Origin of the sequence: Dactylosporangium sp. NBC_01737 (assembly GCF_035963215.1) — a bacterium.
Classification (GTDB): Bacteria; Actinomycetota; Actinomycetes; order Mycobacteriales; family Micromonosporaceae; genus Dactylosporangium.
On record NZ_CP109153.1, the window covers coordinates 2511161 to 2527559 of the forward strand.

A 16399-nucleotide genomic window follows, 5' to 3' on the forward strand; every position below is an offset into this window, starting at 1 on the left:
GTTCGTGAATTCATCAGCCTCGGGATACTTCCATCTGAGGATCTTGAGCCCGATGATGTTCTTGACGCTGCTCTCAGGCGTGCCGGAGAACTCCTGGATCGTATTGAGCGCCCCGTGACAGATGAGGAGGCGCATGCTTTGGCCGAGTGTTTCGGTGATGATGAAAGTTTCGGATTGGCCTGGACCCTGCTACATACCATTGAGACCGCGCCGAACGCGAGAACAAATCGTCCAGAGGGTACGGGGCGGTGGCGTGACAGGATTCTAGGTCTCTAGCGAACTGTGGTTCTGGAGAAGCAACGACTTCATCCGTAAGCTGCTGACCGGTGATCGCGCGATCCGCTAGTGTCCTGAGTCGTTAATTCGGCCGCAGTACGCGGCGAGTGTTTCGAGGATCTCGTCGGCGGTGCGGGTCCAGACGAACGGCTTCGGGTCGGTGTTCCACGCTTCGATCCAGGCGGTCACGTCGGCTTCGAGTGCGGCGACGCTGCGGTGCGTGGAGCGACGGAGCTTGCGGTTGGTGAGCTCGGCGAACCAGCGTTCGACGAGGTTGAGCCAGGACGAGTAGGTCGGTGTGAAGTGCAGGTGGAAGCGGGGGTGCTTGACCAGCCACTGCTGGATCTGGGGTGTCTTGTGCGTGCTGTAGTTGTCCAGGATCAGGTGAAGGTCCACATCGGACGGTGTGGCGTTGTCGATCGTCCTGAGGAACCGCAGGAACTCCTGATGCCGATGTCGTCGCTGGGTCTGCCCGATCACCTTGCCGGTCGCCAGGTCCAGAGCTGCGAACAGGCTCGTGGTGCCGTGCCGGACGTAGTCGTGGGTCTGCCGGGCGGGCGCGGCCGGCATCATCGGCAGCACCGGCGCCGTGCGGTCCAACGCCTGCATCTGGCTTTTCTCGTCCACCGCCAGGACCATCGCCCCGACCGGCGGGTCGAGGTACAACCCGACAATGTCGCGGACCTTCTCGATGAACTGCGGGTCCGTCGACAGCTTCCAATCGTCGACCAGGTGCGGCTTGAGCCCGAACGCACGCCAGATCCGCGACACCGCGGTCTGATTCAAGCCGACCGCCCTGGCCATCGATCGGGTCGACCAGTGACTGTCACCCCGCGGCGGCGCCTGCTCCAACGTCGCCACCACCACCGCCTCGACCGCATCATCAGTCAGCTTGCGCGGCGCTCCCGGCCGCGGCTCGTCCGACAAACCCTCCAAACGCCTGGCGATGAACCGGGACCGCCACTTCCCGACCATGTCCCGAGACACCCCAAGCCGCGCAGCAACAGCGGTGTTCGGCATGCCGTCCGCACACGCCAACACGATCCGCGACCGCATCGCCAACGCCTGCGATGACTTCGCCCGCCGCGTCCATCGCAACAACGTCTCACGCTCATCGTCGGACAACACCAACGACCCCTGCGCCTTCCCTGGCATACGCAAAGTGTAGGCGAATTAGTGACTCAGGACACTAGTACTCCAGCCGCACTTCATGGAGTCGGAGTCTTCGCTGGTAGTGGCTGGTTCGAGCCCTAAACTGATGGCGCAGGCGCCATCGTGACCATCGATCGATATGATCAACGGGCCGAGCGATCGCGATCAGGTGTGCCAGGAGACGTCGGACCTCGCCGAGGGTGAGGCGGATGAGGCCGTCCCGTTCAGGGTCGCCGCCCCCTTTTCGGCATGCGAGGCGGTGATGGCGAGGAACGCGTGGGCCACCATAACGAGAGTTATGTGGCGGTACCAGGCGTCGTATCGGCGGACCTGGTAGTGGTCGAGGCCGGTCTCGTTCTTCGATGTCTGGAAGCACTCCTCGATCGCCCAGCGGGTCCCGGCGACCCGGATCAACTCCTCGTCGTCGGTGCCGTCGGGGCCGTAGCAGAGGTAGTAGGCCAGTTCGGTGGGCTTGGCGATGCTGCGACGGACCAGCAGCCAGCGGGTGTGGCCGTGTTCGGCGGTGCCGGTGTCTGGCAGCGTGGCAACGGCCCAGTCGTAGACGCGTGGGCCCTTGACCCCGTCGCCACAACTGCGCCGCTTCCACGCGAGGGCGGGTGCAGCGGAGGCGAGGGCGTCGGCGCGGGCGCTGCCGTGCTCGGTCGGGATCTTCTGGTTCTTCGCCACGGCCAGGACATAGCCGATCCGGCGTTGCTGCAGCCAGAGCCGGAACTTGGCGTCCTTGCCGTAGGCCTCGTCCGCGGTCACCCACTTCGCCGGCAGGCCGGCGTCGATGGCACGGGCGAGCATCCGCAGGCCCAGTGCCGGCTTGGTCGCGAAGCGGACCTCGTCGTCGACACCCGCCTCCCGCCAGCGCGGCAGGTCGTCGCACCAGGTCCGAGGCAGGTACAGCTCCCGGGCCAGCAGCGCCCTGTACCGTGCCAATACTCATCGCACATGGCGTGAGCTGCTGTTTCGCGAAAGCGAGGCAGGATGGCAAGCGTGTTGGTGCGGGTGCTGCACCTGAGCGTTGTGCGGGTGTTCGGCTGGCTGCCGGAGGCCGTGCGGAGTGAGTCCGCGATGGCCGCGGAGCTGATGGTGTTGCGCCATGAGGTGGCGGTGTTACGCCGCCAGGTCGGTCGGCCGCGCCTGTCGTGGCCGGAACGGGCGGTGTTGTCCGCGCTGGTCCGGGCGCTGCCACGGGAGCTGTGGAAACATCGGATCGTCACCCCGGCCACGCTGCTGGCCTGGCACCGCCGGCTGGTCCGCCGGCACTGGACCTGCCCGAACCAGCCGGGACGACCACGGGTCAGCGACGACGTCCGTGACCTGGTCCTGCGGCTGGCCAGGGAGAACCCGGGATGGGGGCATCGACGGATCCAAGTTGAGCTCGTCGGGCTCGGTCACCGGGTCGGCGCCGGCACCATTCGCCGCATCCTCGCCGGTTCCCGGGTCGGGCCTGCCCCGCGTGAGATCGACACCAGTTGGCGGACGTTCCTGCGGGCCCAGGCGTCCGGGCTGCTGGCGACCGACTTCTTCCACATCGACACCATCACATTGCGGCGGTTGTACGTGCTGTTTGTCATGGAGATCAGCACGCGGCGGGTGCACATCCTCGGCGTCACCGCGCACCCGACCGCCGCCTGGACCACCCAGCAGGCCCGCAATCTGGTGATTGACCTCGGCGATCGGATCACCGTGTTTCGGTTCCTGGTCCGTGACCGCGACGCCAAGTTCGCAGGAACCTTCGACGCCGTGTTTCGCCGCCGAAGGCATCGACGTCGTGAAGATCCCTCCGCGCACACCTCGGGCAAACGCGTTCGCGGAGCGCTTCGTGCGCAGCGTCAGGGCCGAGTGCACGGACCGGGTCCTGATCTACAACGAGCAGCACGCCCGGACGGTGCTACACGACTACGAAGACCACTTCAACCGGCACCGGCCGCACCAGAGCCTGGACCAGCATCCACCCGACCACGACCCCAGCGTGATCGTCGCGATCAACAAGCCGATCCGGCGACGCCGCGTCCTGAGCGGCGCCATCAACGAGTATCACCGAGCTGCCTGATCCACCTGCAAATCCCCAGCTCACAGCCCGAAACACAGTTTTTGGCACCGCACAGGCCCGAAGCCGCCGTTCAGGTCCTGCTGCCCTACATGGTCGGTGCACCCGACAACGGATACGTTCGCGTGCGGCTGCCCGACGGAGAAGCCGACGTCTACGGTGTGGGCAACTCCAGCCTCATGGTGAACCACGCTGCAGGCGAACAGATCTGGGATCTCGTCGTCGCCGTCGCGACGGCCGCCGCATGGGTCATCATCCCTGTCGGATGCCCTACCTGCATCGTCGACGCCAGTCACGCCGACGAGCTTCCCGGCGAACTGCGCGCCAACCTCGTCCTGATCCACACCGGACCTCAGCTACTTCAGGCGATCCTCAACAGCTGAGGCGGCGCGCAAACTCAGCGGCATGAGCGCACACGTGATCAAGCGATGCACGCTCCCGCTGTCACGCTCACGCATAGGCCGGCGCCGGGGTCCGCATAGCCGCCCCGGCAAGGATGTCGCCTGCGGTGACCGCGGTGGTGACGCCCGGCGTGTCCGGCATCTGCGGCTCGGTGCTCCACCCGGCGACAACGGCCGCGGCCTCCAGCGTGGCGACGTCGTCCCGGGCGATCATCGCGCGGGCGAGCGCGAGCAGCACACCCTCCTGCGTGTCCTGGTGCCGGTCGACCATGGCCGCCACCTCCGCCGTGACCGGTCCGGCCGCCTCGGGGAACAGCGCCGCCAGCGCCGCCATCACCAGCCGGACCGCCTCGGGCTCCCGCGGCCATCGGGTCAGCAGCCGCGGCAGCTTGGCACCGACGGCCGCCCGCACCTGCGCCGTCCACGGCTGCGGCACAGGTTGCCGCCCAGTGGCCACGGCCCGCTCGGCAGAGCCGACGAGGCTGCCCTCCCAGCGCGACGCTGCCCACAGCAGGTCCAGCCACAGCTCGTGGCGACGGCCGACCGCGAGGGTGTCGCTCATGATCAGCCGGGCAAGAAACCGCATCGCCGGTACGGACGCCGAGTAGCAGTTCCCCTGGTGGAACAACTCGTCGCCGATCAACTCCCGGAGAACGTCCGACCAGTCGTCCGGCGCCGAGGCAAGCCTGCGGATCAGGCCCGGCACGTCGCCCGCCGGCCCGTACGCGTGCTCCAACTCCGTCCACGGCACGTCGTCGAGGTTGCGGAGGTCGACCGACGTCCCGGCCGGTGCCGGGCAGTGCATCGACAGCCGCGTCGAGCGCGGCGGGACCACCGGCAGTTGCCCGATGCCCGGCCGGGCCCCGGTGCGGCGCAGCAGGATCGGATGCGCCGGTACGGCGTCGAGCCGACCGGCGTCGCACGGCCCGCTGCCCGCCCACCAACCCCCGTGCTGCCGGGCCAGCCGCCGAGCCAACCGTCCGGCCGCAGCGATGCTGGCGAACCCGTCCGCATCCATCGCGTACGGGCCGGCGTCAACCGCCTCGACGAGCCACCGCTGCTGCTGCGGCCGACCGGCGACGATCGCGAACCCAGCCGCGGACAGCGCCTGCGCCAGCCCGTCCGCGGCGGCCTCGCCGAGCACCACGAACCGGTGCTGACCGGCCATCGCCGACCACCCCGCCACCTACTGCATCCCTTCGCCGGTACACGATGATGGTCATCATGGTGCAGAACCTCGGCCGGGTACTCAACGAAATGCCGGACCTCTACGACCAGGTCCGGCCCGACTACCCCAACACGTTGTTCGCCGACCTCGCCGCAATCACCGGCCCGGACGCCCGGTCGGCGGTGCTCGAGGTGCGGGCTGCGCCACCGGACAGGCGACCCGACGGCTACGCCTCCCAATCCGCTCACCTCGCTGTCTGACCCCGACGGCCAGGGCCTACTCCGCCAAGGTCACGTGTACGCAATTCGGCAGTTCAGGGGTCAATCACGCTTCGCGTTGGCGCTGGTCGCGGCGCGAGGGCGCTGGTGGTGCTGGCAGTCGGCAGCGGATGATCTGTCCATGGGCACCCATACCTCCCGCGAGCCGGCGGACTTCGTGATCGGCGATCCGGATGCTCCCTGGGCTCTGCGGCTGTGGCGTTGGTGGTGGCTGTTCCCGCCGGTCGGTCTGGCGTGGTGGCTGATCTCGCCGCTGTTGGCGGTGGGCACGATGGCGTCGCTGTATGGGCTCGGCCTCAGCGCGCGAGGGCTGGCGCCGTACATGCTCGGCTCGCGACACGGCCTGGTCTTCGTGCCGCAGAGCGAGCGGGCTGCCTGGCATGAGGCCCGGCAGTCGATCGGGCGCATCCGTGCGGCGTGGCCGGCCCTCGGTGCAATGGCCGACCCCACCCAGATCGGCCCGGCACTCGACCGGGCCCGGTGGAGCTTCGCCGTGCTGCTGTTCCGGCGGGTTGAGGTGACCCGGGCGCTGAAGGAACTGGAGGAGGCCGTGCGCGGCTTGGGGCACTGCGCAGGCTCGCCGAGATCTCCGGCGAGCATGCGCATCAGCAACACCGCGCCGAGCAGGTCCGCAGCGTGCTGCGCCGGGCGCAGCGAGCCGACGACGGCGACGCGAGCGCACCGGACGCGGTCGCCGAGGTCGCCGAGCGGACCGCGGCTGTACTCGCTGCATACCGCGAGCTGTCCGCGCTACCGCGACCGGACGCGGCGCCGGGAAACCTGACGGCCGGTACGTCATGAGGTGCGCAAGACGTCCGGTGACCAGCCCGTGGTCATCCGCCGTTCCGTGTCGGCGGGCGGACTCAAGGCTCGGGGATCATCTGTGGCAATGAAGGAGTACCGGCAGCGGCGCATTGACCTGCCATCGGTGATCATCATGGCGGGGGCCGTTGCCGCGATGACCTACGTCCTGGTGTTCGACCTGCGGTCCTGGCTCCACCTGCTGATGGCCGGCTCGATCTGCTACCCGTTCTTCACGATGGGGTACTTCATGGGACCGTCTGCTTCTGTCGTGGTGGACGGCGGCTGGGTGGTCGTCCACAACTCGTTGAGGAGCCACACCGCCCTGCGTACAGAGATCGTCGGGGTGCGGGCGGTGGGGCGGGAACGCGTCTATCTGCAGACCGCCACCGGTTGGACCATCGAGGTCGAGGCCGTGCTGGCTGGGGACGCACGGCGTGATCAGGGCAGGTGGCGGTGGCGGAAGACGCTGCGGCAGACCGAGCGGCTCATGAAGGTGATCCGCAGGCAGACCGGCCCCGCCGCCGGTGTGGCGGTGGCGGTGGCGTCGAAGCGCAGGCTCGTCCATTGGACGCTGCTCGTGATCGCGGCGCTTTGGTTCGCGACCGGGGTCGTGCTGGTGTGGAGCGGTGTTGTCGAATCGTCGCCTGCGAGGTGACGGCACGGCCGGGTGACCGCCTGCCGCACCCGTAGCGATGCGCACAGCACACAAGCCCGCCGGTCGGGTGTCGGTGGTGACGGGCAGGTGGACGATCACCGCGGTGCCGGTCCGGGTGCTGTGCGCTCCTCGGCGCCGTTCGACGCGGCAGGAACCGGCGACCGAGGTGCAACGCCCGGGCGGCTACCTCGTTGCCGCCGGCATACCTGGCTCGCAGACGCTGCCCACCGACCCAGGACCGCCTGGCTTCGTCGGTGAGAACCAGGCCCCTACTCGGCTGGACGCGCACCGTCGCATGGTGAGGAAGCGGGCGCGCATCACAGCCGTGATCGGACGCACTGACATCGGCAGATCCGCTGCGCCGCGAGGCGTCCTGTTGTATCCCCAGCGCAGCTGGGAGGAACTCGGAGGGAGGTTCCTGGGTCTGATGGCTGACCTGGATCCGAAAGGTGAAGGGGACAAGAGCATGCCAGGAAAGCAGTGGTCGCGCCCAGGCGTCAGGGGCGGTGCGCTGCGGGACCCGCGGAATATGGCGAGAGCTGGATTGCCCGAAGCCCAATCTCCAGACGATGCAAGCCGACATCCACCGGCAAGACGCCCGAAGCCGGTGCCGTGCCCTGCGCTGGTGTTCCGGATTCGCCGGCGCAACCTTCGGGGCACAGGGCGATGCCCAGTGAGGGCATTCAAGGAGATGAGTGGGCCGCCTACGTTCCGCTGTCACGTACACCAGGGACGAACGCGGGATCGCCTACGGGACGCGAGTCCTATGGCGACGGAGGCCTCGTAGTAGTCGGTGCGCCATGAGGTGCACTGGTGTATCGCCCGTGCAGCGGGCAGAGACGGGAGGAGATGTCTCTGGATCTGATGGCTGACCCGGCCCTGAAAGGGTAGTCGGGGACAACAGCATGCCAGGAAACCGGCAGTTCATGCCCAGGCGTATGGGGTGGCGTGCCGGGGGATCCGCGCGACATGGTGAAAGCCATACTGCCTGAAGCCTAGTCTCCAGAAGGTGCAATACGGAACCTACCGGAAAGACGCCTGAAACCGGTACCGGCCCCTGCGGCGAGTTGGCGACTAACTCGCTGCAATCCTCTTGGGGTGCTGGAGCGATGCCCTGTCAGGGCATTCAAGGAGACGGACGGGACGCCTAAATCGCGCTCGACACGTACAGCAGTGATGAACATGGGATCGCCTACGGGACGCGAGTCCTATGGCGACGGAGTGCCCACAGTAGTCGGCGGGGTAACGTCCGCCCAATCTGGAGACCGCTAATGACGGTCCACAGGGCGAAGGGGCACAGGCGATGAACGGGAAGCAACCATGAGGGATGCGTAATGCAGGAAGCCGTAGTGGTACTTGACGTTCTCCGCGAGCGCGGCAGGAAGGGCCTGCCGTTCACGCAACTGTACCGGCAGATGTTCAACAAGGAGTTGTACCTGTTGGCGTACGGGAACATCTACTCCAACCAGGGGGCGATGACACCCGGGGCCAGCGCGGAAACCGCTGATGGCATGTCCGAGGACAAGATCGACCAGATCGTCGAGGCGATGCGGCACGAACGGTACCGGTTCTCCCCGGCCCGCCGCGTCTATATCCCGAAAAAGAATGGGAAGCTACGGCCTCTGGGCATGCCGTCATGGTCCGACAAGCTGGTTGGTGAAGTGGTTCGCCTGCTCCTTGAGGCGATGTACGAGCCACGGTTCTCCGACCGGTCCCACGGGTTCCGGAAAGGGCGAGGGTGTCATACCGCACTGCGGGAGATAAACAACACCTGGAGCGGGATAACGTGGTTCATCGAGGGTGACATCTCCGACTGTTTCGGGAGCTTTGATCATGATATTCTTCTCGGAATACTGGCGGAGAAGATCCAGGACCAACGGTTCCTGCGGCTTATTCGAAACATGCTCAAAGCCGGGTACCTGCAAGACTGGGAATACCACGACACGCTCAGCGGATGCCCGCAGGGCGGCGTGGTTTCACCAATCCTTTCGAACGTTTACCTGGACAAGTTCGACACATTTGTTGAGCAGAAACTGATCCCGCAGTACACGCGGGGAGCGCTTCGGGCCGCCAATCCCGCCTACCGGCAGATAGACGCTCTGCTCAGGAGGGCACGGCGACGCGGGGACCGGGCACAGGCCCGGCACCTGATGAAGCAGATGCGCATGCTCCCCTCCACCGACCCGATGGACCCGGGCTACCGCCGCCTGCGCTATGCGAGGTACGCGGATGATCATCTGCTGGGGTTCACCGGGCCGAGGGCCGAAGCCGAGCAGATCAAGGCCAGGCTGGCGGAGTTCCTCCGGGAGACCCTCGGACTCGAACTCAACGACAGCAAGACCCTGATCAGCCACGCCCGCACCCAGCCGGCGCGGTTCCTCGGCTACGACATCATCGTCCAGCACTCCAGCACGAAGATCACCAGAAACCGGAGATCGGTCAATGGCAGGATCGCGCTGCGGGTGCCGCCGGACGTGGTCAAGGCCCAGTGCGCCCGCTACCGGCAGCACGGCAAACCGTCGCGCCGGACCCGGCTGCAAAACCAGGACGACTACGACATCGTCCGGGTCTACGCAGCCGAATACCGTGGCGTCGTCAACTACTACCTACTCGCCCAGGACGTCTGGCGGCTCGGCACGCTGCGCTGGCACGCCGAGACGTCCATGCTGAAAACCCTGGCTGCCAAGCACAAGTCCACCGTCACGAAGATGGCCGCCCGTTTCCGGGCGAAGGCCACCACCAGCGACGGGCTGCGGACCTGCTTCGAGGCCAGACGGAAACGGCTGGGCAAGCCGGACCTGGTTGCACGATTCGGCGGGATCATCCTGCGGCAAGACCGGCGGGCGGTCATCAACGACCCTGCCCCGGTCCCGGTCCGTGTTCCCGTAAGGAATCTGCAGGAACTACTCGCTCAGCTCGAAGGTGGATGACCGGCGCCACGGTGGTTCTCCACCGATCGGGAAACCAGGACCGGACCAGCCCGCGTGGGCCACCGTCATGGCCAGGATGCGACGCAAGACGCTCATCGTCTGCGCACCCTGCCATGGCTGGATCCACGCAAACCCGGTCGCGAACGCGGCGTAATCGCTGGAGAGCCCGGTGCCTGGAAAGCGGGCACGCCGGGTTCGGAGGGAGGCTGCCCGGAAAAGGCCCAGATTCGCTGGGACCTCGTCGGGCAGCCCACCCTACCAGGAGTCACGACCTGCCAGGGGGTCGAAGGGGGCCAGGTGATCGGACACCACGATTCCGGGAGGTATGCGTAATGCAGAACGCCGAAACGGTACTGGATGTCCTGCGTGAGCGCGGTAGGCGTGGCCTGCCGTGTACCGAGCTGTATCGACAACTGTTCAACCCGGACCTGTACCTGATGGCCTACGGGCGCATCTACGCCAACCACGGCGCGATGACGCCCGGGGTCGACGGGGAGACCGCCGATGGCATGACCCTGGGCCGGATCGGGCGCATCATCGATGCGTTGCGCCACGAACGTTACCGGTTCATGCCCGCGCGCCGTGTCTACATTCCCAAGAAGGACGGGAAGAAGTTGCGGCCGTTGGGTCTGCCATCATGGGCGGACAAGCTCGTCGGTGAGGTGGTGCGGCTGCTGTTGGAGGCGTACTACGAACCGAGGTTCTCCGCCCGGTCACACGGTTTCCGTCCCGGTCGGGGGTGTCACACGGCGTTGACCGAGGTGGCGACCTGCTGGTCCGGGACAACCTGGTTCATCGAGGGTGATCTCGCCGACTGTTTCGGCAGCTTCGACCACGAGGTCATGCTGTCGATCCTGGCCGAGCACATCCACGACAACCGGTTCCTGCGGCTGCTGCGTAACATGCTGCACGCCGGGTACCTTGAGGACTGGGAGTTCAACGCCACCCTCTCCGGTGTTCCGCAGGGCGGGGTGGCTTCGCCGGTATTGAGTAACATCTATCTTGACCGACTGGACCAGTTTGTCGAAACACAGCTCATCCCCGAGTACACCCGAGGCGTGAGCCGGGCACACAACCCGGCCTACGGGCGGGTGAGAGCCGCGATCGAGCGCGCCCGGCGTCGCCGCGACGTCGAAGCAGTCCGCCAGCTGCGGCAGCAGCTGCGGACCCTGCCGCGGGGCAACCCCCGCGATCCCGACTTCCGGCGGCTCCGGTACACCAGATACGCCGACGATCACCTGCTGGGATTTACCGGACCACGACAGGAAGCCGAGTACATCAAGGCCCGGCTGGCGCAGTTCCTGCGCGATGACCTCAAGCTGGAACTCAACCAGGACAAGACGCTCATCACTCATGGGCGTACCGGCGCGGCGAGGTTCCTCGGCTACGAGATCACCGTCCAACACGCCGACCACAAGACCACCCGTGGTCACCGGTCGGCCAACGGGAAGGTCGCCTTGCGCGTCCCCCGGGACGTGATCACTGCCAAGAGCGCCGCGTTCATGAAACTCGGCAAACCCGAGTTGCGCCCCGAACTGCTGAACCACCCCGATCACGAGATCATCGGCAGGTACGGGGCACAGTGGCGCGGCTATCTGCAGTACTACCTGCCCGCGCAGGATGTGTGGAGGCTCAACCGGCTGCAATGGGTCATGTTGACCTCCATGCTCAAGACCCTGGCCGGCAAGCACCGCTCGACCGTGTCGAAGATGGCCGACAAGTACCAGGCCACCATCGACACCCCCGCAGGGCGACGGGTGTGCTTCCAAGCCACGGTCGAACGCGCCGACAGGAAACCGCGGGCCACACGGTTCGGCGGTATCCCCCTCAAACGGCAGAGGAAAGCGGTCCTCGACGACCGTCAACCCGCCCCACTGGCCGGCCGACGCAACGGCAGCGAACTACTCGCCCGCCTGCGCCGAGGCTGGTGCGAACTATGCGAGCAACGCGCCCAGGTGCAAGTCCACCAGGTCGCCAAACTCGCCCAACTCGCGACCCCGGGACGAACACAACCGGTATGGGCGCAACAGATGGCCAGGATGCGGCGCAAGACACTGAGCCTTTTCCAGGCTGATCTTGCAGCTCAGGGTGGGTGATAGACCCGGGCATCGATGAGGGCGAGGCTCCAGGTAAGACAGCAGTCGACCAAAACCCGATGCCCCGACCGGGAGCCTCGCCATGCTGTCTTACCCCGCCACGATTCCGCTGTCCAGCCGGACCCTGCACCACCTCGCCGACCGTATTCGCCGGCACCGTCGTGCGTGCCGATCCCGGTGGCGGCGTCTGACGCCAGCACGCCAAGCGCTGCTCGCCCTGGCCCACCTGCGCAACGGTGACACCTACGTCCGCCTCGCCGCCGGGTTCCAGGTCGGCGTCGCGACCGCCTGGCGCTACGTGCAGGAAGCCGTCACCCTGCTCGCCGCGGTGGCCGAGGACCTGGCCACCGCCATGGCCCGGATCCGGCAGTTGGCGTACGTGATCCTGGACGGCACGCTGATCCCGATCGACCGGGTCGCCGACCAACGGCCGTACTACTCCGGGAAACACCGACGACACGGCGTGAACGTCCAAATCATCGCCGACGCCGCCGGCCGCCTTGTATGGGCCTCACCAGCACTGCCGGGTGCGGTCCACGACCTGACCGCCGCCCGCACCCACGGCATCATCGATGCGCTGAGCAGCGCCGACGTGGTGACGTTCGCCGACAAGGGCTACCAGGGCGCCGGCGGGACGGTCCGAACGCCGTTCAAGCGCCACCGGCACCGACCCAAGTTGTCTCGCCGGCAAAAGGCGGTGAACAAGACCCACGCCAAGGTCCGGGCCTGCGGCGAACGCGCGATCGCCACCCTCAAGACCTGGAAGATCCTGACAAAGCTCCGCTGCTGCCCACGCCGAGCCACCGCCATCGTGCAGGCCATCCTCGCCCTACACCGCGTCGAGAGCAGCCACTACACAGGATGAAAATGGCTCACTGATCGTCTGCCCACCCTGCCACAACAGCATCCACCACCGGCAACCTGCCAACACGCTCACGTAGCAGTCACTGGAGAGCCCGTTGCCGGGACAACCGGCACGGCGGGTTCGGGCCGGGGGTCGCTGGAAAAGGAACCGCGAACAACGGAAACCTCGCCAGCGACCTACCGGTGCGATGCTGAACTGTCGGTGGGTGGGTCTGCGGCGACGCGGTGGTACCGGGGCGGCGGGTGGTCGGGCGGTCCTGTCGCTGCCGGGGAGTGTGGTGGTGGGGGTGCTGGAGGTGGCTGGCGGGTCGGGTGCTGGCCGGCGTCTTGGGTCGATCCTGTCGGCCGGTCGTCTTCCGGCCGGGTCTTCGGGGTGCGTGTTTCGGTGTCGCAGTCAGATGACGTCGGGACGGATGTCATCGGTCTCGGACCTGGTGTCCGGCCCGCGGTGGTCGCAGGTCAACGGCCGTCGGATACGTGTGCGTCACCCGATCGGGTGAAGCCCCGGCAGGCGGTTGGTGGTGGGTTGAACACGCCGGGTTACGGGCCGTGATCCGGACTGTGCGGCACGGAAACGCGCTGGTCAGCACGTACCGGCACGGGGGCCGCTGAAACAGCGGATCCCTTTCGGAACACATTTGGAACACATCAGGTCCACTGTGGACGGAACGAGAGAGGCGGTTGATCTACGTTTCCGCAGCTCAACCGCCTCTTGACCTTGCGCGCCCGAAGGGACTCGAACCCCTAACCTTCTGATCCGTAGTCAGATGCTCTATCCGTTGAGCTACGGGCGCTCGGTGCTCGCCTAGTGTACACACCAGGTTTTGCGCGGAGGCTCCGGGATTCGAACCCGGGATGGGCTTTAAGACCCAAACCGCATTAGCAGTGCGGCGCCATAGACCGAACTAGGCGAAGCCTCCAACAACCCCCGTCGCCAGGAGCCGCCGTCCGAGGATACAGGGACAGCGAAGGACCGGGCAAAGCGGGTACGCTCCCGGCGCGTCGCGACGATCGCCATCATTGGCGTCAGCACCGTTCCTGCTGCTCACGGCGTTGGCGTGGCGTGTTTGCCGCAAGCCTCCCACCCTTTCGCCCAGGAGTGCCATGCTGACGCGTGCCCTCCGCCGTCCCCTGCTGCTCGCAGCGGCCGCGGCGGAGGCCATCGCCGTGACGGTGGTCCCCATCACACCGGCCCTCGCGGCCGACCCGACGAAGGGCAACCTGGTCGGTCACCTCGTCGATGCGCACGGGGCGCCGGTCGCCGGCGCTCAGGTCACCGCCCGGCTCGACGACTCGCAGTACGGCACCGCGACCACCGACGCCGGCGGGGCGTACAGCTTCGCGGACGTGCCGCCGGGGCAGTACCAGGTCGGGTTCACCGTCGCGTCGCCGAGCGGCGCCGCGTCCTACACGCAGTGGGCGCACCGGCAGGCGGCGTACTGGAACGCCGCGACGTTTGCCGTGGGCGCGGGAGCCACGGTGGCCGTCGATGAGCAACTGCTGCCCCTCGGTACGGTCAACGGGCGGATGCTCGACCAGGACGGCACCCCGGCGCCCGTGTCCGTGACCGTCTACGACGCTGCGACCCAGGACACCGCCGCGACGGCGTCGTCCTCTGCCGACGGGCGCTTCGAGGTCCTGGTGCCGGCCGGCGACTACAAGGTGTCCTACCTCGTGAACGGCCAGTCCACGCAGTGGTCGGGCGGCAAGCGGAGCTTCGACACCGCGGCCACGGTGACGGGCGCTACCGGTTCGACGGCTTGCACGTCGGCGGCCGGTACGTGGTGAGCTTCAACGGCGCACACGGGATCACGCAGTGGGCGCACGGCTCGTTGACGGTGCTCGGCGCGCAGCGGTTCGAGGTGACGCGCCGACCGGCGCGGTCCGGGTGGTGGCGCACGACGCGACGAGCGGGGCGCCGCTGCAGCGGTTCTGCCTGTGGACGGCGGAGACCTCGGACTACAACCGTTGCACCGAGGACGGCACGATCGTCATCGACGACGTGTACGGGTGTGGCACCTCATGCTTTACACCGACGACGGGGTACACCTGGACCGGGGCGATGTGCCGGTGACCGTCCTCAGCGGGCAGACGGCGCAGGTCGACGTGGCGCTGACGGCGGGCGCCACGATCACCACGACGCTCACCGACCGGGCGACCGGCGCCCCGGCACAGGGCTGCGTGCAGCCGGTCGACGTCAACCTGCCGCTGCCCGACAGCGGATTCCGCCAGTGGTGCACCGACGGGAGCGGCAACACGCTGCAGATCCGGCCGGTCGCGCCCGGCACGTACCAGCTGATCGCCGACCCGGACCTCGACGCGCTCGGCCTGCAGCGGGTCGGCGCGACCGGGGCACCGGCAGCCGCGAAGCGGCCCAGCTCGTCACGGTTACGAGCGGCGCCGTCGCGGCCGGACCGGCGGTCCGGTTCGATCCGGGCGGCACCATCCGCGGCAGGTACACCGACGCCACCACAGGTGCACCGGTCGGCGGCGACGGCTGCGGCCGGGTCACCCAGGCCGACGGCACCTACACGTTGACCGGCATCGGCCCGTACGCCTGGGCGGTCGGCTTCGCGAAGTACCAGTACCAGTGGCGCTGGACAGGCAACGCGGTCAACCGCCACGAGGCGAGCACGGTCACGGTCGTCGCGGGCAGGAAGGTGACGGCCAACCTCAAGGCCCGCCCGGGCGGCGGCACCATTGCGGGCACCATCCGTGACAGCGCCGGCGCCCCTGCCACGGCATACCTGCGGGTCGTCGACGCGCTGACGGGCGAGCCGGTCGCGTCCGCTGCCGACGTCAACCAGGACGCCACGTACACGATCGGCAACATCCCACCGCAACAGGTCAAGCTGTACTACGTCACGCCCGGCGGCAGCGCCGGCTGGCTGGGCGGCACCGACCTGGCCACCGCCCGGACCTATACGATCCGCAACAACCGGACCACGACGATCGCCGTCACGGTCCCGGTCTGACCGGCCCGGCCCCGGGGACTGGTGCAGGTCCCCGGGCCGCACGGCGGGTGCTGAACCCGCAGGCGCATTACGCTCTTGCGGATGGGAGAGGATCCAAAATCCACTGAGCCTCCGGGTTCCGACGAGACACCCTCCCGCCCGAGGGTCCTTGGTGACACGTCCCTGCGGTTCGAGCCGCCGCCGCAAGAGGCCGCCGCGGACGTGCCGCCCCCGCCGGCCGCCACCCCGCGGCCGGCGACGACACCGTTCGGCGCGCCGCCCGCCGGTGGAGCCGCCACGCGCGGTGACCCCGCAGCCACGGAGCCCCCGCCCGGCGGCGGCGCCGGTGACGCCGTTCGCTCCGCCACCTCCCGCCGCCCCGGCCAAGGCCACTCCCGCGAAGACCCCGCCCCCGCCGGCCGCGAAGGCCCCGCCCGCTCCCGCGAAGGCCGCAGCTTCACCCACCCCTCCTGCGGCAGCGCCCGTGAGACCCCTGGCCGCGAAGGCCGCGCCTGTCAAGGCCACGCCCGCGAAGGCCGCTTCCGCACCGCCGCCGGTTGCGAAGGCGGCACCCGCGAAGGCGGCTTCCGCACCGCCGCTGCCGGTTGCGCCGGCTGCGAAGACGGAACCCGCGAAGAAGGCACCGGCGGCGAGGAAGGTGCCGGCAGCGAGGAAGGGCGAACCGCCCGCTGTCACCGTGCCGCCCGCCGTCGTCGATCCGGTGGCGGCCGTGGTCGAGCCCGATCCGGTGGCACCTCC

General features: G+C 68.0%; 14 protein-coding genes and 2 tRNA genes. 11 read left to right on the forward strand and 5 right to left on the reverse strand.

What is annotated here, in order from left to right; genetic code table 11:
- Window positions 1–342: 342 nt before the first annotated feature.
- Window positions 343–1431 carry an IS630 family transposase gene (locus OHA72_RS10920; protein WP_327006042.1) on the reverse strand — a complete coding sequence of 363 codons (1089 nt, stop codon included), beginning with the start codon at window positions 1429–1431 and terminating at the stop codon, window positions 343–345.
- Between the two features lie 162 nt (window positions 1432–1593).
- Entirely contained in the window at window positions 1594–2373 is a 780-nt protein-coding gene (locus tag OHA72_RS10925; RefSeq protein WP_442788558.1) for an IS701 family transposase, read from the reverse strand.
- A gap of 57 nt (window positions 2374–2430) precedes the next feature.
- Between OHA72_RS10925 and OHA72_RS64605 the strand changes: the two genes are divergently transcribed.
- Entirely contained in the window at window positions 2431–3873 is a 1443-nt protein-coding gene (locus tag OHA72_RS64605) for a hypothetical protein (RefSeq protein WP_442788559.1), read from the forward strand.
- Window positions 3874–3940: 67 nt separating this feature from the next.
- Here the strand turns inward: OHA72_RS64605 and OHA72_RS10945 are convergent, their stop codons facing one another.
- On the reverse strand, window positions 3941–5059 hold the full coding sequence (locus OHA72_RS10945; RefSeq protein WP_327007732.1) for a hypothetical protein: 1119 nt from the start codon (window positions 5057–5059) through the stop codon (window positions 3941–3943).
- 56 nt (window positions 5060–5115) lie between these two features.
- Here OHA72_RS10945 and OHA72_RS10950 point away from each other — a divergent pair, with 56 nt between their 5' ends.
- The 7 genes from OHA72_RS10950 (at window position 5116) to OHA72_RS10975 (ending at window position 12687) form a co-directional block, all read left to right on the forward strand.
- Window positions 5116–5319 (forward strand): hypothetical protein, encoded by a 204-nt coding sequence (locus OHA72_RS10950; protein ID WP_327007733.1) that lies wholly within the window; start codon window positions 5116–5118, stop codon window positions 5317–5319.
- A 76-nt stretch (window positions 5320–5395) separates the two neighbouring features.
- Window positions 5396–6121, forward strand: coding sequence for a hypothetical protein (locus tag OHA72_RS10955; protein ID WP_327007734.1), 726 nt, complete (start codon window positions 5396–5398; stop codon window positions 6119–6121).
- Between the two features lie 18 nt (window positions 6122–6139).
- Window positions 6140–6796 carry a hypothetical protein gene (locus OHA72_RS10960; RefSeq protein WP_327007735.1) on the forward strand — a complete coding sequence of 219 codons (657 nt, stop codon included), beginning with the start codon at window positions 6140–6142 and terminating at the stop codon, window positions 6794–6796.
- Window positions 6797–8130: 1334 nt separating this feature from the next.
- A complete protein-coding gene (locus OHA72_RS10965; protein ID WP_327007736.1) occupies window positions 8131–9726 on the forward strand; it encodes a reverse transcriptase/maturase family protein in 1596 nt (531 codons plus the stop codon).
- A gap of 76 nt (window positions 9727–9802) precedes the next feature.
- Window positions 9803–9880, forward strand: coding sequence for a hypothetical protein (locus OHA72_RS64610; protein WP_442788712.1), 78 nt, complete (start codon window positions 9803–9805; stop codon window positions 9878–9880).
- 319 nt (window positions 9881–10199) lie between these two features.
- Window positions 10200–11822 carry a reverse transcriptase/maturase family protein gene (locus OHA72_RS10970; protein WP_327007737.1) on the forward strand — a complete coding sequence of 541 codons (1623 nt, stop codon included), beginning with the start codon at window positions 10200–10202 and terminating at the stop codon, window positions 11820–11822.
- Between the two features lie 82 nt (window positions 11823–11904).
- Window positions 11905–12687 carry a transposase family protein gene (locus OHA72_RS10975; protein WP_327007738.1) on the forward strand — a complete coding sequence of 261 codons (783 nt, stop codon included), beginning with the start codon at window positions 11905–11907 and terminating at the stop codon, window positions 12685–12687.
- Window positions 12688–13407: 720 nt separating this feature from the next.
- Here the strand turns inward: OHA72_RS10975 and OHA72_RS10980 are convergent.
- Window positions 13408–13480, reverse strand: a tRNA-Arg gene (locus OHA72_RS10980).
- Window positions 13481–13515: 35 nt separating this feature from the next.
- Window positions 13516–13606, reverse strand: a tRNA-Ser gene (locus OHA72_RS10985).
- Between the two features lie 184 nt (window positions 13607–13790).
- On the opposite strand from OHA72_RS10985, the gene OHA72_RS10990 reads away from it, so the two are divergent.
- The 3 genes from OHA72_RS10990 (at window position 13791) to OHA72_RS11000 (ending at window position 15661) form a co-directional block, all read left to right on the forward strand.
- Window positions 13791–14474, forward strand: a complete 684-nt coding sequence (locus tag OHA72_RS10990; RefSeq protein ID WP_327007739.1) for a carboxypeptidase-like regulatory domain-containing protein — start codon at window positions 13791–13793, stop codon at window positions 14472–14474.
- A 234-nt stretch (window positions 14475–14708) separates the two neighbouring features.
- The gene (locus tag OHA72_RS10995; RefSeq protein ID WP_327007740.1) at window positions 14709–15224 is read left to right on the forward strand and encodes a hypothetical protein; all 516 of its coding nucleotides are present in this window, start codon (window positions 14709–14711) and stop codon (window positions 15222–15224) included.
- Window positions 15221–15661, forward strand: a complete 441-nt coding sequence (locus OHA72_RS11000) for a hypothetical protein (RefSeq protein WP_327007741.1) — start codon at window positions 15221–15223, stop codon at window positions 15659–15661. Before OHA72_RS10995 ends, OHA72_RS11000 begins: the two co-directional genes overlap by 4 nt.
- Window positions 15662–16399: the final 738 nt, after the last annotated feature.

Excerpts from the sequence above, each read along its gene's own strand:
- OHA72_RS10920 (WP_327006042.1), bottom strand. The coding sequence starts at position 1,431 with ATGCCAGGGAAGGCGCAGGGGTCGTTGGTGTTGTCCGACGATGAGCGT.
- OHA72_RS10945 (WP_327007732.1), bottom strand. The coding sequence starts at position 5,059 with ATGGCCGGTCAGCACCGGTTCGTGGTGCTCGGCGAGGCCGCCGCGGAC.
- OHA72_RS10950 (WP_327007733.1), top strand. The coding sequence starts at position 5,116 with ATGGTGCAGAACCTCGGCCGGGTACTCAACGAAATGCCGGACCTCTAC.
- OHA72_RS10965 (WP_327007736.1), top strand. The coding sequence starts at position 8,131 with ATGCAGGAAGCCGTAGTGGTACTTGACGTTCTCCGCGAGCGCGGCAGG.
- OHA72_RS64610 (WP_442788712.1), top strand. The coding sequence starts at position 9,803 with ATGCGACGCAAGACGCTCATCGTCTGCGCACCCTGCCATGGCTGGATC.
- OHA72_RS10970 (WP_327007737.1), top strand. The coding sequence starts at position 10,200 with ATGACGCCCGGGGTCGACGGGGAGACCGCCGATGGCATGACCCTGGGC.
- OHA72_RS10975 (WP_327007738.1), top strand. The coding sequence starts at position 11,905 with ATGCTGTCTTACCCCGCCACGATTCCGCTGTCCAGCCGGACCCTGCAC.
- OHA72_RS10990 (WP_327007739.1), top strand. The coding sequence starts at position 13,791 with ATGCTGACGCGTGCCCTCCGCCGTCCCCTGCTGCTCGCAGCGGCCGCG.
- OHA72_RS10995 (WP_327007740.1), top strand. The coding sequence starts at position 14,709 with ATGCTTTACACCGACGACGGGGTACACCTGGACCGGGGCGATGTGCCG.